A 20,950-nucleotide genomic window follows, 5' to 3' on the forward strand; every position below is an offset into this window, starting at 1 on the left:
CTGGCGGGCCTCGCCGCCGGCGGCGCGCTGCTGATCGGCTGGGGGATGCAGCCGCCGCGCCAGCGCCTGCATCCTTCGCGCCCGCTGGAGCTTGCCGGCGATGAGGTCGCGCTCAATGGCTGGGTCGCGCTCGCGCCCGACGGCGCGGTCTCGGTGGTGGTGCCGCGCAGCGAGATGGGGCAGGGCGTGCACACGGCGCTGCCGATGCTGGTGGCCGAGGAACTCGACGTCGGCCTGGACGCGGTGCGCGTGGTCGCCCCGCCGATCGACAAGATCTATGCCAACGTCACGGTGCTGCGCGAAAACCTGCCGTTCCACCCGGACGACGCCGGCCGCACGGCCCAGGGCGCCCGGTGGCTGATGGAGAAGGTCGGCCGCGAGCTGGGCATCATGTTCACCGGCGGCTCGAGCAGCGTGCGCGATGCCTGGCTGCCGATGCGCGAGGCGGGCGCGGTGGCGCGGGCGATGCTGGTGCGGGCTGCGGCCGATGCGTGGCAGGCGCGGGTGGAAGACTGCCGCACCGAGGACGGCTTCGTGATCCACCTCGACGGCCGCAGCGCCGGCTATGGCGCGCTGGCCGCGCTGGCGGCGCGGGCCGGCGCCGGACTCACCGCCAAGGACGTGCGCCTCAAGCCGCCGTCGGCATTTCGCCTGATCGGCCAGCCGCAGCCGCGCCTGGACAGCCGCGCCAAGGCCGACGGCAGCGCGCGTTTCGGCATCGATGCGCGGCCGGCCGGGATGGTATATGCGGCGCTGGCGATGGCGCCGGCGATCGGCGCCACGGTCGCGGCCTTCGACGCCGACGCGGTGCGCCGGATGCCGGGCGTGCTGGCTGTGGTCGACGTCTCGTCCGCGCTCGTTGGGCGCAGCGGCGCCGGGGCTGCTGCCGCAGCCGCAGCCGGTATAGCGGTAGTGGCGTCGACCTGGTGGCAGGCGCGCCAGGCAGCCCAGGCCTTGCCGGTCACCTGGCAGCCGGGCGCGGGGGCGGCGGTCTCGAGCGCCGCGGTCATGGCCGGCCTGGCGCGCGCGCTCGACGACAAGCAGGGGCATGTCTACCACGAGACCGGCACGCAAGCGGTCGCGGGCGCCGCACCGCACGGGGCAAGAACGCTGCGCGCCGAATACCGCGCGCCGTTCCTGGCCCATGCGGCGCTGGAACCGGTCAACTGCACCGCCCAGGTCATGCGCGGCAAGGTGCGGCTGTGGGCCTCGACCCAGGTGCCGAGCATCGCGCTCGACTGCGCCGCGCGCGTGGCCGGGGTGGCGCGCGAGGACGTGGAAATCGAGGTGATGCTGCTGGGCGGCGGCTTCGGGCGCCGCCTCGAAGTCGACATGGTGGCGCAGGCGGTGGCCATCGCCAAGGCCCTTGGTGGCCAGCCGGTGCAGCTGATCTGGACCCGCGAGCAGGACATGATGCACGACGTCTACCGGCCGGCGGCGCTGGCGCGCTTCACGGCGCAACTGGGCGCGGACGGCGCCATCCTGGCCTGGGACAGCAAGTCGGCCAGCGGCGCCATCGGCCACCAGTACGTCGAGCGCAGCCTGGGCCTGCCGGGCCTGGGGCCGGACAAGACCACCGCCGAGGGAGCGTACGACCATCAATATCCGATCCCGAACCAGCGCGTGGCCCACGTGACGGTCGACAGCCAGGTGCCGATCGGCTACTGGCGCTCGGTCGGGCATTCGCACAACGCCTTCTTCAAGGAGTCGTTCCTGGACGAGGTGGCGCACGCCGGCGGGCACGATCCGGTGGCCCTGCGGCGCACACTCCTGGCGCGTCATCCGCGCGCGCTGGCGGTGCTGGACGCGGCGGTCGGCGCCGCCGGCCAGCCGCCGCCAGGGCGGGCCCACGGCGTGGCGCTGCACCGCTCGTTCGGCAGCACGGTGGCCCAGGTGGCCGAGGTTTCGGTCGAGGATGGCGAGATCCGCGTGCACCGCGTGGTGTGCGCGATCGATTGCGGCCTGGCGGTCAACCCGAACATCGTGGCCCAGCAGGTCGAGTCGGGCGTGGTGTTCGGCCTGTCGGCGGCACTGGCCGGCGAGATCACGATCGAAGAAGGCACGGTCCAGCAATCGAACTTCGGCGACTATCCGCTGCTGCGCATCGCCCAGGCGCCGCAGGTAGAAACCATCGTGATGGCAAGCCGCGCGCATCCGGAAGGCGTCGGCGAGCCGGCCGTGCCGCCGGTGGCGCCGGCGGTGGCGGCGGCGGTGTTCAAGCTGACCGGGCAGCGCCTGCGCAGCTTGCCGCTGAGATTGGGGTGAACCCTTGGGCCGGGCACTGGCCCTCGCCCGCGATACAGGCCGGCAGTTCGTCTGGTATGCCCTTCGGGAACGCTTCCCTCAGGTAGTCGAGGAAGGCCGACACCCTGACGCCGCGCAGGCGCCGAGAGGGAAGCAGCGCGCACAGGGCGACCTGCGGCGCGTATCCACGTCGGATCAGTCCGGCGCGCCGAGCAGCACGCGCAGATTGCACTCCTCCTGCCAGTCGCGGCGCTCTGCGCTCGACTGCGCGAGGCGCGCCAGCTCGTCGTCGCCCAGTTCGGCCTGGGCCTGGATCAGCCGGTCGGCCACGCCGCCGTCCGGCACAATCGTGCCGAAGAAGGCGACGGTGTCGCCGCGCTGCAGCAGCAGCGTCGGGAAATTGTCGACGTCGAGGTCGCCCACCAGGTCGGCCTGGTCTTCGATGTCGATCCAGACGAAGCGCTTGTCGGGATGGCGCAGCGCCAGCTCTTCGAAGGTGGCGCGGTAGGTCGCGCAGGTGCCGCACCAGGCGGCGCACAGGCAGGCGACGGTCCAGCCGTCGCCATGGACGGCGGCGGCGACGGCGTCGCGGGTGGTGGAGTCGAGGGTCAGGCTCTGCATGTGCGGCATTGTACAGCGAGTTGCGGATGGTGTTGCGGCGCGATGTTGCACCGCAATGGCGCAATCCAGCGGCGATTCGCCATGGCGCCATGGAAGCCCTCGGGCCGAGAAGGTAAAATAGCGCAATGCCTAACATCCTTGCTATAGAAACCTCGGCCGAGCTGGCGTCCTGCGCGCTGCTGGCCGGGGACAACGTGATCGTGCGTTCGACTCCCGGCGTGCGCAGCCACTCGCAATCGGTCCTGCCCATGGTGCAGGAACTGCTGAAAGAGGCCGGCATCGCCCTGGCCGACTGCGACGCCATTGCCTTTGGCGCCGGCCCCGGTTCGTTCACCGGCGTGCGCACCGCCTGCGGCGTGGCCCAGGGCCTGGCCTATGGCGCCAGGCTGCCGGTGCTGCCGCTGGTGACCCTGGAAGCGATGGCCGAGGCCTGCCGCGCCGCCACCGGCGCCGATGAGGTGCTGGCCGTGCTCGACGCGCGCATGGGCGAGGTGTACTGGGCCCAGTACCGCTTCGACGGTGGCAAGTGGCTCGAGGTGCTCGCGCCCGCGCTGTCGGCGCCGCAGGACGTGGCGCCGCTCGCGGCGGAAGGTCTGAGGGCTTGCGGCAACGGCTTTGCGGAGTATGCCGACGCCTTCGCCGGCAAGCCGTTCGCGCAAGCCGCCTTGCCCGGCATCGTGCCGCATGCGCGTGAGCTGGCGCTGCTGGCGCGCGGCGCGCTGGCGGCCGGGAAGGGCGTGCCCGCGGCCCAGGCCCAGCCGCTCTACCTGCGCAACAAGGTCGCCTACACCAGCGCCGAGCGCCAGGCGATCAATCAGGCCAGCGCGCAGGCCAGCGCGGCCGCCAGGGCCGGCACATGACGCAGTTGCAGGATACCGGCCTGCACCTGGCCCCGATGACGGCGGCCGACGTGGACGAGGTATGGGCGCTCGAATGCAGCGTCTTTCCCTTTCCCTGGAGCCGCGGCAACTTCGTCGACGCAGTGGAAAGCGGTTACGATTGCTGGACCGTGCGCGACGCAGACGGCGAGCTGGCCGGGTATTACCTGTTGATGTACGCGCTCGACGAGGCGCACCTGCTCGACGTCGCGGTGGCCGGCAAGCGCCAGCGCCAGGGCCTGGGCCGGCGCCTGCTCTACCAGATCGCGGCGCGCGCACGCGGGCACGGCATGGCGTCGATCCTGCTCGAGGTGCGGCCGTCGAACGAACGGGCGCTGGAAGTGTATCGCCGCCATGGCTATGTGCAGATCGGCCGCCGCAAGGGCTATTATCCGGCCGGCGCGGCGGGCCGCGAGGACGCGATCGTGATGAGACTGGATTTATGACGAACCTGAGCCAGCGCGATGCGCTGTTCCTGGCCGAGATGGGCATCGGCCCGCTGTGGCGGCTGCGCGATGCGCCGGCCGTGGCCGATCCGGCGGCCGAGGCGGCCGTCGTCGGGGCGGCGCCGGACGCCGCCGCGCCCGCACCGGCGCCTGCAGCAATGCCCGCAGTGGCGCCAATCTCCGCGCCCGCACCTGCAGCCGCATCCGCGCCGGCCGCGCGCGTCCACACGCCGCTGTCCGCGCCGCCTTACCGCAATCCGCCGCCCGCGCAAGACGAAGCGGCCTGGGACGACGGCGTCGCAACCGAGCCGGCGGCGCCCGACGTCGCCACGATGGATTGGGCCGGGCTGCGCCAGGCGATCGCGGCTTGCAAGGATTGCGCCTGCGGCGACGGTCGCAAGCCGGTGTTTGGCGCCGGCCCGCGCCAGGCGCGCTGGCTGATCGCCGCCGGCACCCCGAGCGCGCTCGACGAAGAAGCCGGCCAGCCGCTGACGGGCGAACCCGGCAAGCTGCTCGACAATATGCTGCACGCGGTCGGGTTGTCGCGTGAGCGCGATGCCTACGTCACGCCGCTGGTCAAGTGCCGGCCGCTGAACGCGAAGGGGGGCGAGCGCGCGCCGACCCCCGGCGAGATTGCCGCCTGCCGTCCTTTCGTCGAACGCGAACTGGCGCTCACCCGGGCCTCGACCGTGCTGACTCTGGGCCAGGTCGCGACCAACGGCTTGCTGGGCCGCGCGCTGCAGGAGCCCCTGGCCGGTGCGCGCGGCGAGGTCCATCAGCTGAACGAGGTGCCGCTGGTGGCGACCCTGCATCCGGGCGAGTTGCTGCTGCGCGGCGACAATAAGGCGCTGGCCTGGGCCGACCTGTGCCGGGCACGCTCCCTTGGACCACGCGACTAGCGCCCATCAGGCGGCCTTCCACCGCCGCTGGGGTCACCTGCGGCGGGCGCCGGTGCGCGCGCTGGCCTGGCTGCTCGATTCTCCCGACCTGCTGGACGCCGCGGCTTCGGCGTGGGCGGGCCGCATTGCCACGCTCGGCCCGGTCACGCCGGACGTGGGCGACTGGCTGGCGCAACTCGACCGGGACCCGTCCAGGCTCGAGGCGGCGCTGGGCGGCAAGACGTACACCCGCCTCGGGCTGTATGCCGAGAAGTTGATGGCCTTCTATTTCGCCGAACAGGGCCGCCTGGTGCGCCACGGCCTGCAGGTGCGCGCCAGCCGCAACGACACGGTGGGCGAGTTCGACTTTTTGCTCGAGCGCGGCGCGGACGCACTGACCCATATCGAGTTCGCCACCAAGTTCTATCTGCTCGATGGCGGCGCCGCGAACGAATTCGATGCCCTGGTGGGGCCCAACCTGGCCGACAGCCTGGGCGCCAAGATGCGCAAGGTATTCGAGCGCCAGCTCGCGCTGGGCGAGCATCCGGCGGCGCAGGCGCTGCTGCCGCGCCCGGTGACCCAGGCGCTGGCCCTCGTCAAGGGCTGGCTGTTCTATCCCGCCGGCAACTGGCCGGCAATGCAGGGCATCACGGCCGGCCACTGCCGCGGCTTCTGGTGCGCGCTCGACGAACTGGACGCCATCCCCGGTGAGGATTTCCTGATCCTGCCGAAGCTGGAATGGCTGGCGCCGTGCCTGGCGCAATCGAGCGCGCATCGGCTGCTGACCCGTACCGAGCTCGGCGCCGCGCTGGCGCAAGCTTTCGCCACGTCCGGCACGCCGCTGCTGGTGGCGACCGTGCGCCGCCGGGACGATCTCATCGAAGAAACCGACCGCGGCTTCATCGTCCCCAACGACTGGCGCGCCCGCGCCGCTCAGGCGCGCACGCCAACATAGCCCAGCCCTCAATGAGGGTCAGCGTCGAATTGTTTGACAACTTTCCGCAGCGCGCAATAAGTCGCCCCCGAGTCATCCTTTTTCCGCTGGCCAGCTCGACAGTAAATAAATAGGGTCGGAGTCGAATTGTTTGACAACTTTGAGGAATTGCCCAATAAGTCGACTCTGACCCTCATTATTTTTTTGCCGGTGGGATCTGTTTATGTGAAGGTAAGGCAAGGAATACGAAGAATGCCGAGACGCGGCGGAATGCGCTGAACAGCCGCTGCTTCCTTGGCTTAAATTTCATTGCAAAACAATGAGGGTCAGAGTCGACTTATTGAGCAATTTTTCGCATGGAGGCGAAATTGGGGACAGAGTGCGCTGTCCGAGCAAGTGCTTGGGATAATCAGCTAGCTGGTTCGCGCGTTGAGCAATGGCTGGGGCGAAACGTTGTCAAACAATTCGACACTGACCCTATGGTAGGGGTCAGGGTCAGTGTTTGCCTTCGCCGATCAGTCCGAGCGAATCGTGTTCGCGCTGGTTGAGGGTGTGGCGGCGCTGGATCAGGAGCATGATGCCGGCGACCGACAGGCCGAAGATGACGATGATGATGTCCAGGTCCAGGTTCAGCGTGATCATGACCGCGTAGGCGGCCAGCATCACCAGGATCGACAGGTTCTCGTTGAAGTTCTGCACCGCGATCGAGTGCCCCGCGCTCATCAGGACGTGGCCGCGGTGCTGCAGCAGCGCGTTCATCGGCACCACAAAGAAGCCCGACAGGAAGCCGATCAGGGCCAGCAGCGGATAGGCCACCGACACCGAATGCACGAACACCATGCTGGTCACGACCAGGCCCATGATGATGCCCATCGGGATCACGCTCAAGGACTTGCGCAGCGGGATCATGCGCGCCGCCATCGCCGCGCCCAGCGCCACGCCGATCGCGACCACGCCGATCAGGTTCGTGGCCTTGTCCAGCGGCAGGCCGAGCGAGCGCTCGGCCCATTTCAGCACGATGAATTGCAGAGTGGCGCCGGCGCCCCAGAACAGGGTCGTCACCGCCAGCGAAATCTGGCCCAGCTTGTCGCGCCACAGGGTGGCCGAGCAGTTGGCGAAGTCGGTGATTAGCTTGATGGGGTTGCGTTCCTGGTGCTCGTAGCGCGCGCCGGTGTCCGGGATGCGCAGGTTGAACAGGGCAGCCAGCATGTAGATGCCGACCACCACCGCCATCGCCGCTTCGGCGCCGGTCGTGATGCCCAGGGCCGTAAAGGCGTCAAACGACAGCAGGAAGTTCACGCCGCGCTCGCTCACCAGGGTGCCGCCGAGCACGGTGCCGAAGATGATCGACATCACGGTCAGTCCCTCGATCCAGCCATTGGCAGGCACGAGCTTCTCGGGCGGCAGCAGTTCGGTCAGGATGCCGTACTTGGCGGGCGAATACACGGCCGCGCCGAAGCCGACCACGGCATACGCGATCAGGGGGTGGACGGTGAAGAACATCAGGGCGCAGCCGGCGACCTTGATGATGTTCGCGATGAACATCACGCGCCCCTTGGGCAGCGCATCGGCGAAGGCGCCCACGAAAGCGGCGAGCAGGACGTAGAACAGCACGAATGACAGCTTCAGCAACGGAGTCAGCGATGCCGGGGCGTCCATTGCGACGAGCAGGCTGATCGCGACAAACAGGAGCGCGTTATCCGCCAGCGACGAGAAGAACTGCGCCGCCATGATGGTATAGAAACCACGGTTCATTCGAGAATTCACAAATCTGGTCCGGGTTGCTTTATACCATGAATGCATAGACCGGCGAAACCGGAAACGCGGACGCGGCGGCAGCGCGCGGCCCGCTCCGGTAGAATAGACACCTGACGTCTTATACCGGATCGCCTCCGTTTTTCTTTAAAAGCTTGCCATGCCGCGTCCGCTCTTCGCCACCATCCACCTCGATTCGATGCAGCACAACCTGGCCCAGGCGCGCAGCTGCGCGCCGCTGGCGAAGATCTGGGCCGTCGTGAAAGCCGATGCCTACGGCCACGGCCTTGAACGCGCGATGCGCGGCTTCGCCACTGCCGACGGCCTGGCGCTGGTCGAGCTGGAAAGCGCGATCCGCCTGCGCGAACTCGGCTGGATCAAGCCGATTCTTTTATTAGAGGGATTCTTCGAAGCGGCCGACGTGCCCATGCTGGCCGAGCACAATATCGCCACCGCCGTGCACAGCATCGAGCAGGTCAAGCTGCTCGAGTACACGCAGCTGTACCGCCCGATCGACGTCTACCTGAAGATGAACACGGGGATGAACCGCCTGGGTTTTCCGCCCGCCCAGTACGGCGCCGCCTACCAGCGCCTGCGCGCGATCCGCGACGTGCGCTCGATCACCCACATGACCCATTTCGCCAATGCCGACGAGCTGGAGCATCCGCGCCTGACGATCGCCGAGCAGGTGCGGCGTTTCCAGCTGGGGGCCGCCGACCTGGCCGGCGAGCGCAGCCTGTCCAATTCGGGCGGCGTGCTGCACCAGGCCGAACTCGCCGACCAGTTGTCGAACGACTGGGTCCGCCCCGGCATCATGCTCTACGGCGGCACGCCGGGCGGGCGCAGCGCCCGGGATTTCGGCCTGCGCCCCACCATGACCCTGCGCTCGGAAGTGATCGGCATCCAGCATATCGGGCCGGGCGACACGGTCGGCTACGGCAGCCGCTTCGAGGCCGAAGGCCCGATGACGATCGGCGTGGTGGCCTGCGGCTATGCCGACGGCTACCCGCGCAGCGCGCCGCACGGCACGCCGGTGCTCGTCGACGGCGTGCGCACGACGCTCGTCGGCCGGGTCTCCATGGACATGATGACCGTCGACCTGACGCCGGTTCCCAACGCCCGCATCGGCAGCAAGGTCACCCTGTGGGGCGACGGGTTGCCGATCGACGAAGTGGCGCAGGCCGCGGGCACCATCGGCTACGAGCTGATGTGCGCCCTGGCGCCGCGCGTGCGCGTCACCGAAGGCCGTCTCGGCACCGACGGTTGAGTGCCAGTTGAGCGCCGGTTGAACACCGGCCCGACCAACCCCATATCGACATGATGGCAAAAGCAAAAACCAATTACACCTGCAGCGAGTGCGGCGCGATCGCCAGCCGCTGGACCGGCCAGTGCGCCGATTGCAAGGCCTGGAACACGATGGTCGAGACCGTCGTCGACACGCCGGGCGTCAACCGCATGTCGCAGACCCCGCACCGCAGCCTGGCGCAGACGGCGCCGGTACTGTCCCTGGCCGACATCGAGGCGATCGACGTGCCGCGCTTCGGCACCGGCATCGAGGAATTCGACCGCGTGCTGGGCGGGGGCCTGGTGGCCGGCGGCGTGGTCCTGATCGGCGGCGACCCCGGCATCGGCAAGTCGACCCTGCTGCTGCAGGCGCTGTCGAGCCTGTCCACCATCCGCAGCACCCTCTACGTCAGCGGCGAGGAATCCGGCGCCCAGATCGCGCTGCGCGCGCGCCGCCTGGCGGTGGATGCGAAAGACCTGAAACTGCAGGCCGAGATCCAGCTCGAGAAAATCCTCGGCACCATCGCCGACCTCAAGCCCGAGGTGGTGGTGATCGACTCGATCCAGACCATGTATTCCGATGCGCTGACGTCGGCTCCCGGCTCGGTGGCCCAGGTGCGCGAATGCGCGGCCCAGCTCACGCGGGTGGCCAAGCAGACCGGCGTGACCATCATCCTGGTCGGCCACGTCACCAAGGAAGGCGCGCTGGCCGGCCCGCGCGTGCTGGAACACATCGTCGATACCGTGCTGTACTTCGAAGGCGATACGCAATCGAGCTATCGCCTGGTGCGGGCGATCAAGAACCGCTTCGGCGCGGTGAACGAACTGGGCGTGTTCGCGATGACCGAAAAGGGCCTGAAGGGCGTCTCGAATCCTTCCGCCCTGTTCCTGTCCCAGCACGACAGCCAGGTGCCCGGCTCCTGCGTCATGGTGACGCAGGAGGGAACGCGGCCTTTGCTGGTCGAGATCCAGGCGCTGGTCGACACCAGCCACCTGCCCAACGCGCGCCGCCTGTCGGTCGGCCTGGAACAGAACCGCCTGGCGATGCTGCTGGCGGTCCTGCACCGCCACGCCGGCATCGCGGCCTTCGACCAGGACGTGTTCATCAATGCGGTCGGCGGCGTCAAGATCACCGAACCGGCGGCCGACCTGGCGGTGCTCCTGGCGATCAACTCGTCGATGCGCAACAAGCCGCTGCCGCGCGGGCTGGTGGTGTTTGGCGAGGTCGGCCTGGCCGGCGAAATCCGGCCCGCGCCACGCGGCCAGGAACGCTTGCGCGAAGCGGCCAAGCTGGGCTTCTCGCTGGCGGTGATCCCGAAATCGAATACGCCGAAGGCCAGGATCGAGGGCATGACCATCATCGCGGTCGAACGCATCGACGAGGCGTTCAACAAGTTGCGCGAAATCGACTGACGGTCGATCGCGGTCCGCGACTACCTGTCGGATTTTCCGGTAGATTCTATAATCGTGCCTTGTTCACTGTATTCGGGTAAACACGTGTTCCAAGACCAAAGGAAATCTCCACGCAAGGCGTACCGTACCAAGGCCCTGCTCGCCATCGACGGCCAGCCCCCCATCGCCGGCAAGACCAGCGACGTCGGCGCCAACGGCGTGAGCATCAGCCTGGCCGATCCGCTGGCGGTCGGGCAGGGCGGGCAAGTGGCCTTCGACTTGCTGGTCGAGGGCAGCATCGTCACCATCCAGACGCGGGCCAAGGTGTCATACTGTATTTTCAGCAGTGGCGAGTTCAAGGTAGGCTTTCAGTTCCTGCAGCCCGACCTGGCGGCGGTGACGGCCCTGGCGCGCTTCATGCGATGAAGTCGACGGTGCGCTGCCGGCGCCTGGTACACCCCCCAAATATGACAAACGGCGAGCGCCATCGGGCCCGCCGCCTGCTGTATCGGCCCGCCGAGCGGGCCGTGCGCTATTCGTGATAGCGGTCGTGCAACTTGGAGGAACTGCCGCGGACTTCCTGGTAAATCTCGAACGCCACGAGGGCGGCCAGGCCGGTCAGAATCCCCATCACCATCAGCTCTAACATTTGAAACAAAACGCCTCTCGGCATCCCCTCCATGTCATGACTACCCTCTCAGGATAGCAGGCAATGGTGTATTTACAAGCGTCGCGGTGCGGAACATGGCATGATTCGGTCGACGCCGATGGCCATTCGCGCGCCGCGCCATTCCCGTGGATGACATCCTTGCGCGCGTGTCATGTTGATGTCACATTCGCCAATATGTCATGAACCTGTCATATTCGCCCGTTAGACTGCGCCACATCGTCAGCGGGACCGTCCCGTGGTGTCACTTCCAAAGGATCCGATATGCGCATGAAGCACTTCTTCGTCTCGATCGCCCTGGCTGCAACGGCATTCTCCGCCAGCGCCCAGAACGCCAACATCACCGGCGCCGGCGCGACCTTCCCGTACCCGATCTATGCCAAGTGGGCCGAGCTGTACAAGGCGGCTAGCGGGGTCGGCCTGAACTACCAGTCGGTCGGTTCGGGCGCCGGCATCAAGCAGATCAAGGCCAAGACCGTCGACTTCGGCGCATCCGACATGCCGCTGGCGGCCAATGAGCTCAATGCCGCGGGGCTGTTCCAGTTCCCGGCCGTGATGGGCGGCGTGGTGCCGATCGTGAACCTGAACGGCATCGCCCCGGGCCAGCTGAAGCTGAGCGGCGCGGTCATCGCCGACATCTACATGGGCAAGATCACCAAGTGGAACGCGCCGCAGATCGCCGCGCTGAACCCGGGCGTCAAGCTGCCAACCAACGACATCACCGTCGTGCGCCGCGCCGACAGCTCGGGCACCTCGTTCCTGTGGACCGACTACCTGAGCAAGGTCAGCCCGGCCTGGAAATCGACCATCGGCGTCGGCACCACCGTCAAGTGGGCGGTCGGCGTGGGCGGCAAGGGCAACGAGGGCGTGGCCGCCAACGTGCAGCGCATCAAGGGCAGCATCGGCTATGTCGAGTGGGCCTATGCCAAGAAGAACAAGATGGCGCACACCCAGCTGCAGGGCGCCGACGGCGCCTGGCTGCAGCCGTCGGACGACGCCTTCAAGGCCGCCGCCGCCAGCGCCGACTGGAAAGGCACCCCGGGCTTCGCCGTCATCCTGACCAACCAGGCCGGCAAGGGCGCCTGGCCGGTCACCGGCGCCTCGTACATCCTGGTGCACAAGACCCAGGACGCCGCCAAGGGCCGGCAAGTGCTGAAGTTCTTCGACTGGGCCTTCAAGAACGGCGCGCCTGCCGCCGCCGATCTGGACTACGTGCCGATGCCGGCCGATGTGACCAAGCTGATGCAGGACGCCTGGCGCGCCAACCTGAAGGACGCGAGCGGCAAGGCGCTCTGGTAAACCAACCACCTGACAAGAAAAGGCCGGCCATGCCGGTCTTTCTGTATGCCAGCGCTATTGACAAAACGATATTGATAACAAAACCATGAGCGTCCAACCATCCATGTCCGTGAACGATCTGCCCGAGAAAGCAGCGCCAGACGCCGACCTCTACCAGTCCGCCGCCATGCGCAACACCATGCGCAACCAGCGCATTCAGGACTTCTTCTTCCACAAGGTCACGCTGCTGTTCGCCGCCTCGGTGCTGGCGGTCCTGGTCGGGATCATCATCTCGCTGGCGATCGGCGCGGCCCCGGCCTTCAAGGAATTCGGTCTCGGCTTCATCACCCGCGTGGAGTGGGATCCGGTCAACGACCAGTACGGCGCCATGATCGCGATCTACGGCACCCTGGCCACCTCGATCATCGCGCTGGCGGTGGCGTTCCCGATCAGCTTCGGCATCGCGCTGTTCCTGACCGAGATCTGCCCGGCCTGGCTGCGCCGCCCGCTGGGCACCGCGGTCGAACTGCTGGCCGGCGTGCCGTCGATCATCTACGGCATGTGGGGCCTGTTCGTGTTCGCGCCGCTGTTCGCCGAATACGTGCAGCCCGCCCTCAAGGAAACCATCGGCCAGCTGCCGGTGATCGGCGCGATCTTCCAGGGCCCGGTGATGGGCATCGGCATCCTGACCGCCGGCCTGATCCTGGCGATCATGATCATCCCCTTCATCGCTTCGGTGATGCGCGACGTGTTCGAGATCGTCCCGACCGTGTTGAAGGAATCGGCGTACGGCCTGGGCTGCACCAAGTGGGAAGTGATGCGCAAGGTGGTGCTGCCGTACACCCGCAACGGCGTGGTCGGCGGCGTGATGCTGGGCCTGGGCCGCGCGCTGGGCGAGACGATGGCGGTGACCTTCGTGATCGGCAACGCCCACGACCTGTCGGCCTCGCTGTTCTCGGCCGGCAACTCGATCTCGTCGACCCTGGCCAATGAATTCGCCGAAGCGGCCACCGAGCTGCACTCGTCGTCGCTGTTCGCCCTGGCGCTGATCCTGTTTGCGATCACCTTCGTCGTGCTGTCGGCCGCAAAGCTGATGCTGGTCGGCATGTCCCGCAACGAAGGCACCAAGTAAAAGAAGGCTACCGAGATGAACAACGCAATCAAGAACCCCGTCTATCGCAAGCGCCTGCTGGCGCACCGCGTCGGCATCACCCTGTCGGTCGTGGCCATGGGCATCGGCCTGGCCTTCCTGGCCTGGATCCTGGGCACCTTGCTGTACAACGGTGTCGGCGCACTGGCCGGGACCCTGTTCACCAACGACACGCCGGCGCCGGGCACCCCGGGCGGCGGCCTGCGCAACGCCATCGTCGGTTCGCTGATGATGGTCGGCCTGTCGACCCTGGTGAGCACCCCGATCGGCATCCTGGCCGGCATCTACCTGGCCGAATATGGCGAGAACAACAAGTTCGCTCAGGTGACCCGCTTCGTGACCGACATCATGCTGTCGGCCCCGTCGATCGTGATCGGCCTGTTCGTGTATGCGATCTACGTCGCCAACGTGAAGCATTTCTCCGGCTACGCCGGTTCGATCGCGCTTGCCCTGATTGCGATTCCGGTCGTGGTGCGCACCACCGACAACATGCTGCGCCTGGTGCCGTCGAGCTTGCTGGAAGCGGCGTATGCCCTCGGCGCACCGCACTGGAAGGTGGCGACGACGGTGCGCCTGCGCGCCGTGAAGGCCGGCGTCGTGACCGGCGTGCTGCTGGCTGTGGCCCGCGTCTCGGGCGAGACCGCGCCGCTGCTGTTCACCGCGCTGAACAACCAGTTCTACAGCCACGACATGAACGCGCCGCTGGCCAACCTGCCGGTCGTGATCTACCAGTTCGCGATGAGCCCGTACGACGACTGGCGTTCGCTGGCCTGGGGCGGCGCACTGCTGGTGACCGCGACCGTGCTGCTGCTCAACATCATTTCGCGCACCATGTTCGCCCAAAAAACTCCGCGTTAATCCAATTGTTAAAAGATAAAGCGATGAACCAAGCCATGCTCAATACGACTCCAGCGCCGGCCGCTGCCAAGGCCAAGACGATCGAAATCCAGGGCCTGAACTTCTTTTACGGCAAAACGCAGAGTCTGAAAAATGTCTCGCTCGACATCCACGCCAAGCAGGTAACGGCCTTCATCGGCCCGTCGGGCTGCGGCAAGTCGACCCTGCTGCGCACGCTGAACCGGATGTACGACCTGTACCCGGGCCAGCGCGCCGAAGGTTCGATCATGTACCGCGGCCGCAATATCCTGGAGCCGGGCGTCGACGTCAACATGCTGCGCGCCAAGGTCGGCATGGTGTTCCAGAAGCCGACCCCATTCCCGATGTCGATCTACGACAATATCGCCTTCGGCGTGCGCCTGTACGAAAACCTGTCGAAGGGCGAGATGGACGAGCGCGTCGAATGGGCGCTGAAAAAGGCGGCGCTGTGGGAAGAAGCCAAGGATAAGCTGAACAAGAGCGGCCTGTCGCTGTCGGGCGGCCAGCAGCAGCGCCTGTGCATCGCGCGCGGCGTGGCGGTCAAGCCTGACGTGTTGCTGCTCGATGAACCGACCTCGGCGCTGGACCCGATCTCGACCGCCAAGATCGAGGAACTGATCAGCGAACTGAAGCAGGATTACACGATCACCATCGTGACCCACAATATGCAGCAAGCGGCGCGTTGCTCGGACTACACGGCCTACATGTATCTTGGCGAGCTGGTCGAATTCGGCGAGACCGACCAGATCTTCATGAACCCGGCGCGCAAGGAAACGCAAGACTATATTACCGGCCGCTTCGGCTGATTTCACCCGGTAGTTCATTTTGCCGGCCCCGCCGGCTTCACAGAATATTTGACGGAGAAGTTATGACAGGCGAGCATTCATCCAAGCAGTACGATCAGGAACTCGAGGGCATCCGTTCCCAGGTGTTGCTGATGGGCGGCATGGTGGAAACCCAGTTCGAGGAGGCGCTCGAGTGCTTCCGCATCGGCGACATCGCGCGCGCCGAGCGCGTGATGGCCGAAGACCAGGCCGTCAACCAGCTCGAAGTCTCGCTCGACGACGCCTGCAGCCACCTGATCGTCAAGCGTCAGCCGACCGCCAACGACTTGCGCACCGTGATGGCGACCATCAAGGTCATCACCGACCTGGAGCGCATCGGCGACGAGGCGACCAAGGTCGCGCGCACCGCGAAAAGCCTGCACGAGCGCGGCGTCACCGGCTTTGGCCACTACGACATGATCCGCACCATCGCCAAGGCGACCTCGGAACTGCTGCACGATTCGCTGGACGCGTTCGCGCGCCTGGACGGCAAGCAGGCCTTGCAGATCATCGCCGGCGACGAGGTGGTCGACCACGAGTTCCGCACCATCCTGCGCAGCATGGTCACCTACATGATGGAAGACCCGCGCACGATCTCGTCGGCGCTGGACACGCTGTGGGTGGCGAAGGCGATCGAGCGCATCGGCGACCATGCGAAGAACATCGCCGAATACGTGATCTACGTGGTCGAAGGCCGTGACATCCGCCACAGCAAGGTGATTCTCGACGGCCAGCCGGCGGCTTGAGCATGGCGGACAACACCTCCGTCCTGGTGGTCGAAGACGAGCCGGCGATCGTCGAGCTGGTGACCTATTCCCTGCGCGAGGCGGGCTGGGACATCCGTAGCGCCGACACCACCGCCAGCGCCTGGGACAGCATCCGCCAAAGCAAGCCCGACCTGCTGCTGCTGGACTGGATGCTGCCCGACCAGAGCGGGCTGCGCCTGCTGTCGCGCCTGCGCGCCGACCGCGACTTCCAGGACCTGCCGGTGATCATGCTGACGGCAAAGAGCATGGAAGAGGACAAGCTGGCGGGCCTGAACACCGGCGCCGACGACTACATCACCAAGCCGTTCTCGCCGCGCGAGCTGCTGGCGCGCGCGCGTGCGCTGCTGCGCCGCAAGAGTCCGCACCTGGCCGAGGCGCCGCTGCGCGCCGGCGCGGTGACGCTCGACCCGAACAGCTGCACCGTGACGGTCGAGGACCAGCAGATCGACATCGGCAATGCGGAGTACAAGCTCTTGAAGTACCTGATGGCGCATCGGGAGCGCGTGTTCTCGCGCGCCCAGCTGCTCGACAAGGTGTGGGGCGACCATGCGGTGATCGAGGAGCGCACGGTGGACGTGCACGTGCTGCGGTTGAGGAAGGCATTGAAAAGCGCTGATGGCTTGATCCGCACCGTGCGCAGCGTCGGCTATATGCTGTCCGAAAAATAACACGGTATCGAAGGACGCGATGAATCCGAAGCTGCTGTTCTGGGTGCCGGCGCTGCTGCGCACGGCGCTGTTGTTCGCCGTGGCCGGCGTGGTGTGGTGGTGGTCTGGCCCCGTGGCCGGGCTGGCGCTGGCGCTGGCCGGCATGGCGGTGGCGGTATTTATCCAGCTGTCGTACCTGTACAAGCTCGGCCAGTGGCTGGAAGAGCCGCACAGCACGCGCCTGCCGGACGGCTGGGGCGCCTGGACCAATGCCTTCGCGCGCCTGTATCGCCTGCGGCGCGACGACGAGCGCCATCAGACCGAACTGACCGAATGGCTGGCGCGTTTTCGCCAGGCGATGCACCTGCTGCCGGAAGGCGTGGCCATCATGGACGACGTGCTGTTCCTGGAGTGGTGCAATCCGGCGGCCGAGCGCCACCTGGGGCTGACGATGGAACGCGACAAGGGGCTGCGCGTGACGAACCTGGTGCGCCACCCCGACTTCATCGACTACATCGTGCTGGGGCGCTACGAGCAGCCGCTGACGCTGTCGCTGCGTGGCCGCAAGCTGGAATGCCGCATCATCCCGTTCGAGAACCGGCGCCAGATCCTGGTGACGCACGACGCCACCGACACCGAGCGCATCGAGGCGATGCGGCGCGACTTCATCGCCAACGCCTCGCACGAGCTGCGCACGCCGCTGACGGTGATCGTGGGCTTCCTCGAGATCGCGCTGTCCGATCCGGGCATCGACGTCGCCACGCGGATGGCGCACCTGAACCTGATGACCGAGCAGGCGCGCCGCATGCAGCGCCTGATCCAGGACATGCTGACCCTGTCGCGGCTGGAGTCGGACGAATTTCCCATGAGGCGCGAGCGGGTGGACATACGCAGCCTGATCGACTCGATCGCCCTCGAGGCGCGCGCGCTGTCGGGCGGCCGGCACCAGATCGAGGTGGCGGTCGACGGCCCGGACGTCATGGGCAGCATGGAAGAGCTGCGCAGCGCCTTCGCCAACCTGGCGTCGAACGCGGTGCGCTACTCGCCGAACGGCGGCACGATCCGCCTGGCCTGGACGCGCGGCCCCGATGCGCTGAGCTTTGCCGTGACCGATTGCGGCATCGGTATCGCCCCCGAACACATCCCGCGCCTGACCGAGCGTTTCTACCGCGTCGACAAGAGCCGTTCGCGCGACACCCAGGGCACCGGCCTGGGCCTGGCGATCGTCAAGCACGTCCTGCTGCGCCACGGCGGCAAGCTGACGATCACCTCGCAGCCGGGCAAGGGCAGCACCTTCTCCGCCATGCTCCCGAATACCTCGCTGCCGGCTTGATCCCAGGCTGACCAGGGCCGGCGCCGAGTTGTTCGACAACTTCGGGAACGACTGGAAGAGGGCGCCGGCCGGCGGGGGGGCGGATCTCGTGCCCCAGGGGAACCAGCCGAGGTACAATCTCTGCCTTGTTCTCTTCGGCACATTTCATGCTCTCTCGTCGTACCTCTCTCGCGGCGTGCGCCGCACTGCTCTTGAGCGCTTGCGGCGGCACGCCGCTGCAGACGCCGGCCACCCCGGTCGCCGCCGCCCCGGCGGCTGCGCCACTGCCGCCCAGGAAAATCCGCATCGGCCTGGCCCTTGGCGGCGGCGCCGCGCGCGGCTTCGCCCACATCGGCGTGATCAAGGCCCTCGAAGCCCAGGGCATCTATCCCGAGATCGTGGTCGGCACCAGCGCCGGTTCGGTGGTCGGCTCGCTGTATGCATCGGGCCTGAACGGCTTCGCCCTGCAAAAGACGGCCCTTGCCATGGACGAGGCCACCATTTCGGACTGGGCGCTGCCGTGGCTCGGCAAATCCACTGGCCTGCTCAAGGGCGAGGCGCTGCAGAATTATGTGAACAAGGCTGTTGGCAATGTGCCGATGGAAAAGCTCAAGTTGCGCTTCGGCGCCGTGGCCACCGACCTCAAGACCGGCCAGCCGATCCTGTTCAACCGCGGCAATACCGGCATGGCGGTGCGCGCGTCGTCGAGCGTGCCGAGCGTATTCCAGCCAGTTAAAATCGGCAACAAGGAATACGTCGACGGCGGCCTGGTGGCGCCGGTGCCGGTGCGTTTCGTGCGCGAGATGGGCGCCGATTTCATTATCGCCGTCAATATCTCGAGCGCGACCGAGGGTGCGGCCACGGCCAGCTCGCTCGACGTCCTGATGCAGACGTTCAGCATCATGGGTCAGCGCCTGAACCATTTCGAATTGAAGGACGCCGACATCGTGATCACGCCGGCGCTCGGCAATATGGGATCGGGCGATTTCGGCGGACGCAATCTCGCCATCCTGGCCGGCGAGCAGGCCGCCGCCGCGGCCATGCCGCAGATCAAGGCCAAGTTGAAGCTCAACGTATCGCAACCCACATCATCGCAAACTGCGCAAGGAAAACCATGAACACCAAACCCTACCTGACCCTGCTTGATGCCAAGAAGATCGGCGCCGCCGCCGAAGCCGAGGCCGTGCAAAACGGCTGGGCCGTGTCGATCGCGATCGTCGACGACGGCGGCCACCTGCTGTGGCAGCAGCGCCTGGACGGCGCGCCGCCCGTGTCGTCGTATATCGCGCCGGCGAAAGCCAATACCGCCGCCCTCGGCCGGCGCGAATCGAAGATCTACGAAGACGTGGTCAACAATGGCCGCATGTCCTTCCTGAGCGCGCCGAAGCTGGAAGGCATGCTCGAAGGCGGCGTGCCGGTGATCGTCGACGGCCACGTGATCGGCGCGGTTGGCGTGTCGGGCGTCAAGTCGGACCAGGACGTGCAGATCGCCCGCGCAGGGATTGCCGCACTGAACGCCGCCTGAAGGCCGCCTAATCGCAAGTTGCGGGTGAGATATTGCACTCGCAACATATGTTTCAGCAGGGCAGGGAAGATGGCGTGGCATGTCATCTTCAGCAAATTTGCTAGCGGTTATGTGGCGGCGCCGCATTGCCGAACATCAGAGTTCGCGCTATAATTCGGAAGTTTATCTAATTCAAACTTAGCCGTAGCGCATACCCACCATCCCTCATTCAACATGACCTCCAACACCGGGCGGCTTCACCACGCCCAGGACAGTTGGATGTCGGTCTGACGTGGCGAAGCTACGGCAACTTTTTCGGGAGTTGCCCTTGCCGCCATTTTTTTCTGGCCCCTCCGTTCCAGCCATCCTGGCACTTGCTGACGGGACCATCTTCAAAGGAATTTCCATCGGTGCCGTCGGTCATACGACGGGCGAAGTGGTGTTCAACACCGCGATCACCGGCTACCAGGAAATCCTGACCGACCCGAGCTACTCGCGTCAAATCGTCACCCTGACCTATCCGCACATCGGCAACTACGGCGTGAACAGCGCCGACGTCGAAGCGGGCAAGGTGCACGCCGCCGGCCTCATCATCCGTGACCTGCCGCTCCTGGCGTCGAACTTCCGTTCGACCCAATCGCTGGGCGACTACCTCAAGCAGGAAAACGTGGTTGCCATCGCCGGCATCGATACCCGCAAGCTCACCCGCATCCTGCGCGAAAAAGGCGCCCAGGCCGGCGCGATCCTGACCGCGGCGCAAGGCGTCGAGCCGTCGCCGGCCCAGGCGCTGGAACTGGCGCGCTCGTTCCCGGGCCTGGCCGGCATGGACCTGGCCAAGGTGGTGTCCGTCACCGAACCCTACGAGTTCACCGAGACCGAATGGAAGCTCGGCGAAGGCTACGGCAAGCAGACCGATCCCAAGTACCACGTGGTCGCCTTCGACTACGGCGTCAAGCGCAACATCCTGCGCATGCTGGCCGAACGCGGCTGCAAGGTCACGGTGCTGCCGGCGCAATCGACCGCCGCCGACGCGCTGGCCCTGAACCCTGACGGCATCTTCCTGGCCAACGGTCCGGGCGACCCCGAGCCTTGCGACTACGCGATCCAGGCATCGCGCGAGCTGATCGAAAAGGGCATCCCGACCTTCGGCATCTGCCTCGGCCACCAGATCATGGCGCTGGCTTCCGGCGCCAAGACCATGAAGATGAAGTTCGGCCACCATGGCGCCAACCACCCGGTGCAGGACCTGGACAGCAAGAAGGTCTTGATCACCTCGCAGAACCACGGCTTCGCGGTCGACCCGGAAACCTTGCCGGACAACTGCCGCGTGACCCACGTCTCGCTGTTCGACGGCTCGCTGCAGGGCTTCGCCCGCACGGACAAGCCGGCGTTCTGCTTCCAGGGCCACCCGGAAGCCTCGCCTGGCCCGACCGACGTCGCCTACCTGTTTGACCGCTTCATCGGCCTGATGCAAGCAGCGGAGAAAAAATAAT

General features: G+C 66.6%; 20 protein-coding genes. 18 read left to right on the forward strand and 2 right to left on the reverse strand.

Features of this window, described 5'->3' with window-relative positions; translation table 11 throughout:
- The first annotated feature begins 45 nt into the window (after positions 1-45).
- Positions 46-2,265 carry a xanthine dehydrogenase family protein molybdopterin-binding subunit gene (locus tag ACZ9AQ_RS19625; RefSeq protein ID WP_429206509.1) on the forward strand — a complete coding sequence of 740 codons (2,220 nt, stop codon included), beginning with the start codon at positions 46-48 and terminating at the stop codon, positions 2,263-2,265.
- 174 nt (positions 2,266-2,439) lie between these two features.
- Here ACZ9AQ_RS19625 and ACZ9AQ_RS19630 read toward each other — a convergent pair whose 3' ends face one another.
- Positions 2,440-2,865: a thioredoxin family protein gene (locus ACZ9AQ_RS19630; RefSeq protein ID WP_429206454.1), complete on the reverse strand. Its 426-nt coding sequence runs from the start codon at positions 2,863-2,865 to the stop codon at positions 2,440-2,442.
- A 125-nt stretch (positions 2,866-2,990) separates the two neighbouring features.
- On the opposite strand from ACZ9AQ_RS19630, the gene tsaB reads away from it, so the two are divergent.
- The 4 genes from tsaB to ACZ9AQ_RS19650 are packed head-to-tail and all read left to right on the forward strand — an operon-like array spanning position 2,991 to position 6,022.
- The gene (gene tsaB, locus ACZ9AQ_RS19635; RefSeq protein ID WP_429206453.1) at positions 2,991-3,725 is read left to right on the forward strand and encodes a tRNA (adenosine(37)-N6)-threonylcarbamoyltransferase complex dimerization subunit type 1 TsaB; all 735 of its coding nucleotides are present in this window, start codon (positions 2,991-2,993) and stop codon (positions 3,723-3,725) included.
- On the forward strand, positions 3,722-4,189 hold the full coding sequence (gene rimI, locus ACZ9AQ_RS19640) for a ribosomal protein S18-alanine N-acetyltransferase (RefSeq protein WP_429206452.1): 468 nt from the start codon (positions 3,722-3,724) through the stop codon (positions 4,187-4,189). Before tsaB ends, rimI begins: the two co-directional genes overlap by 4 nt.
- Entirely contained in the window at positions 4,186-5,088 is a 903-nt protein-coding gene (locus ACZ9AQ_RS19645; protein ID WP_429206451.1) for a uracil-DNA glycosylase, read from the forward strand. Before rimI ends, ACZ9AQ_RS19645 begins: the two co-directional genes overlap by 4 nt.
- Complete coding sequence (locus tag ACZ9AQ_RS19650) at positions 5,072-6,022, forward strand: DUF1853 family protein (RefSeq protein ID WP_429206450.1); 951 nt, start codon at positions 5,072-5,074, stop codon at positions 6,020-6,022. The genes ACZ9AQ_RS19645 and ACZ9AQ_RS19650 overlap by 17 nt, the downstream gene beginning before the upstream one ends.
- A gap of 474 nt (positions 6,023-6,496) precedes the next feature.
- On the opposite strand, the gene lplT is transcribed toward ACZ9AQ_RS19650, so the two are convergent.
- Positions 6,497-7,756, reverse strand: a complete 1,260-nt coding sequence (gene lplT / locus ACZ9AQ_RS19655) for a lysophospholipid transporter LplT (protein ID WP_429206449.1) — start codon at positions 7,754-7,756, stop codon at positions 6,497-6,499.
- A gap of 160 nt (positions 7,757-7,916) precedes the next feature.
- On the opposite strand from lplT, the gene alr reads away from it, so the two are divergent.
- The 13 genes from alr to carA all read left to right on the forward strand — a co-directional run bounded on the left by alr (position 7,917) and on the right by carA (position 20,949).
- Positions 7,917-9,023: an alanine racemase gene (alr, locus tag ACZ9AQ_RS19660; protein ID WP_429206448.1), complete on the forward strand. Its 1,107-nt coding sequence runs from the start codon at positions 7,917-7,919 to the stop codon at positions 9,021-9,023.
- Positions 9,024-9,076: 53 nt separating this feature from the next.
- Entirely contained in the window at positions 9,077-10,453 is a 1,377-nt protein-coding gene (gene radA / locus ACZ9AQ_RS19665) for a DNA repair protein RadA (protein WP_429206447.1), read from the forward strand.
- 84 nt (positions 10,454-10,537) lie between these two features.
- Positions 10,538-10,858 (forward strand): PilZ domain-containing protein, encoded by a 321-nt coding sequence (locus ACZ9AQ_RS19670; protein ID WP_429206446.1) that lies wholly within the window; start codon positions 10,538-10,540, stop codon positions 10,856-10,858.
- Between the two features lie 505 nt (positions 10,859-11,363).
- Positions 11,364-12,398, forward strand: a complete 1,035-nt coding sequence (gene pstS / locus ACZ9AQ_RS19675) for a phosphate ABC transporter substrate-binding protein PstS (protein ID WP_429206445.1) — start codon at positions 11,364-11,366, stop codon at positions 12,396-12,398.
- 103 nt (positions 12,399-12,501) lie between these two features.
- Positions 12,502-13,509 (forward strand): phosphate ABC transporter permease subunit PstC, encoded by a 1,008-nt coding sequence (gene pstC / locus ACZ9AQ_RS19680; RefSeq protein ID WP_429206444.1) that lies wholly within the window; start codon positions 12,502-12,504, stop codon positions 13,507-13,509.
- 15 nt (positions 13,510-13,524) lie between these two features.
- Positions 13,525-14,385: a phosphate ABC transporter permease PstA gene (gene pstA, locus ACZ9AQ_RS19685; protein ID WP_429206443.1), complete on the forward strand. Its 861-nt coding sequence runs from the start codon at positions 13,525-13,527 to the stop codon at positions 14,383-14,385.
- Between the two features lie 23 nt (positions 14,386-14,408).
- Positions 14,409-15,209: a phosphate ABC transporter ATP-binding protein PstB gene (gene pstB, locus ACZ9AQ_RS19690; protein ID WP_208280752.1), complete on the forward strand. Its 801-nt coding sequence runs from the start codon at positions 14,409-14,411 to the stop codon at positions 15,207-15,209.
- A 62-nt stretch (positions 15,210-15,271) separates the two neighbouring features.
- Positions 15,272-15,973: a phosphate signaling complex protein PhoU gene (phoU, locus tag ACZ9AQ_RS19695; protein ID WP_429206442.1), complete on the forward strand. Its 702-nt coding sequence runs from the start codon at positions 15,272-15,274 to the stop codon at positions 15,971-15,973.
- A 2-nt stretch (positions 15,974-15,975) separates the two neighbouring features.
- Positions 15,976-16,662 carry a response regulator gene (locus tag ACZ9AQ_RS19700; RefSeq protein ID WP_429206441.1) on the forward strand — a complete coding sequence of 229 codons (687 nt, stop codon included), beginning with the start codon at positions 15,976-15,978 and terminating at the stop codon, positions 16,660-16,662.
- Between the two features lie 19 nt (positions 16,663-16,681).
- Positions 16,682-17,974 (forward strand): phosphate regulon sensor histidine kinase PhoR, encoded by a 1,293-nt coding sequence (gene phoR / locus ACZ9AQ_RS19705; RefSeq protein ID WP_429206440.1) that lies wholly within the window; start codon positions 16,682-16,684, stop codon positions 17,972-17,974.
- 146 nt (positions 17,975-18,120) lie between these two features.
- The gene (locus ACZ9AQ_RS19710) at positions 18,121-19,071 is read left to right on the forward strand and encodes a patatin-like phospholipase family protein (RefSeq protein WP_429206439.1); all 951 of its coding nucleotides are present in this window, start codon (positions 18,121-18,123) and stop codon (positions 19,069-19,071) included.
- Entirely contained in the window at positions 19,068-19,478 is a 411-nt protein-coding gene (locus ACZ9AQ_RS19715) for a GlcG/HbpS family heme-binding protein (RefSeq protein WP_429206438.1), read from the forward strand. The genes ACZ9AQ_RS19710 and ACZ9AQ_RS19715 overlap by 4 nt, the downstream gene beginning before the upstream one ends.
- Positions 19,479-19,785: 307 nt before the next feature.
- Positions 19,786-20,949, forward strand: coding sequence for a glutamine-hydrolyzing carbamoyl-phosphate synthase small subunit (gene carA, locus ACZ9AQ_RS19720; RefSeq protein ID WP_429206437.1), 1,164 nt, complete (start codon positions 19,786-19,788; stop codon positions 20,947-20,949).
- Position 20,950: the final 1 nt, after the last annotated feature.

The sequence above is a fragment of the Massilia sp. UYP34 genome (assembly GCF_056279385.1).

Coding starts and splice junctions, on each gene's coding strand:
- ACZ9AQ_RS19625 (WP_429206509.1), top strand. CDS start 46: ATGCAGCCGCCGCGCCAGCGCCTGCATCCTTCGCGCCCGCTGGAGCTT.
- ACZ9AQ_RS19630 (WP_429206454.1), bottom strand. CDS start 2,865: ATGCAGAGCCTGACCCTCGACTCCACCACCCGCGACGCCGTCGCCGCC.
- tsaB (WP_429206453.1), top strand. CDS start 2,991: ATGCCTAACATCCTTGCTATAGAAACCTCGGCCGAGCTGGCGTCCTGC.
- rimI (WP_429206452.1), top strand. CDS start 3,722: ATGACGCAGTTGCAGGATACCGGCCTGCACCTGGCCCCGATGACGGCG.
- ACZ9AQ_RS19645 (WP_429206451.1), top strand. CDS start 4,186: ATGACGAACCTGAGCCAGCGCGATGCGCTGTTCCTGGCCGAGATGGGC.
- lplT (WP_429206449.1), bottom strand. CDS start 7,756: ATGAACCGTGGTTTCTATACCATCATGGCGGCGCAGTTCTTCTCGTCG.
- alr (WP_429206448.1), top strand. CDS start 7,917: ATGCCGCGTCCGCTCTTCGCCACCATCCACCTCGATTCGATGCAGCAC.
- radA (WP_429206447.1), top strand. CDS start 9,077: ATGGCAAAAGCAAAAACCAATTACACCTGCAGCGAGTGCGGCGCGATC.
- pstS (WP_429206445.1), top strand. CDS start 11,364: ATGCGCATGAAGCACTTCTTCGTCTCGATCGCCCTGGCTGCAACGGCA.
- pstC (WP_429206444.1), top strand. CDS start 12,502: ATGTCCGTGAACGATCTGCCCGAGAAAGCAGCGCCAGACGCCGACCTC.
- pstA (WP_429206443.1), top strand. CDS start 13,525: ATGAACAACGCAATCAAGAACCCCGTCTATCGCAAGCGCCTGCTGGCG.
- pstB (WP_208280752.1), top strand. CDS start 14,409: ATGAACCAAGCCATGCTCAATACGACTCCAGCGCCGGCCGCTGCCAAG.
- phoU (WP_429206442.1), top strand. CDS start 15,272: ATGACAGGCGAGCATTCATCCAAGCAGTACGATCAGGAACTCGAGGGC.
- ACZ9AQ_RS19700 (WP_429206441.1), top strand. CDS start 15,976: ATGGCGGACAACACCTCCGTCCTGGTGGTCGAAGACGAGCCGGCGATC.
- phoR (WP_429206440.1), top strand. CDS start 16,682: ATGAATCCGAAGCTGCTGTTCTGGGTGCCGGCGCTGCTGCGCACGGCG.
- ACZ9AQ_RS19710 (WP_429206439.1), top strand. CDS start 18,121: ATGCTCTCTCGTCGTACCTCTCTCGCGGCGTGCGCCGCACTGCTCTTG.
- ACZ9AQ_RS19715 (WP_429206438.1), top strand. CDS start 19,068: ATGAACACCAAACCCTACCTGACCCTGCTTGATGCCAAGAAGATCGGC.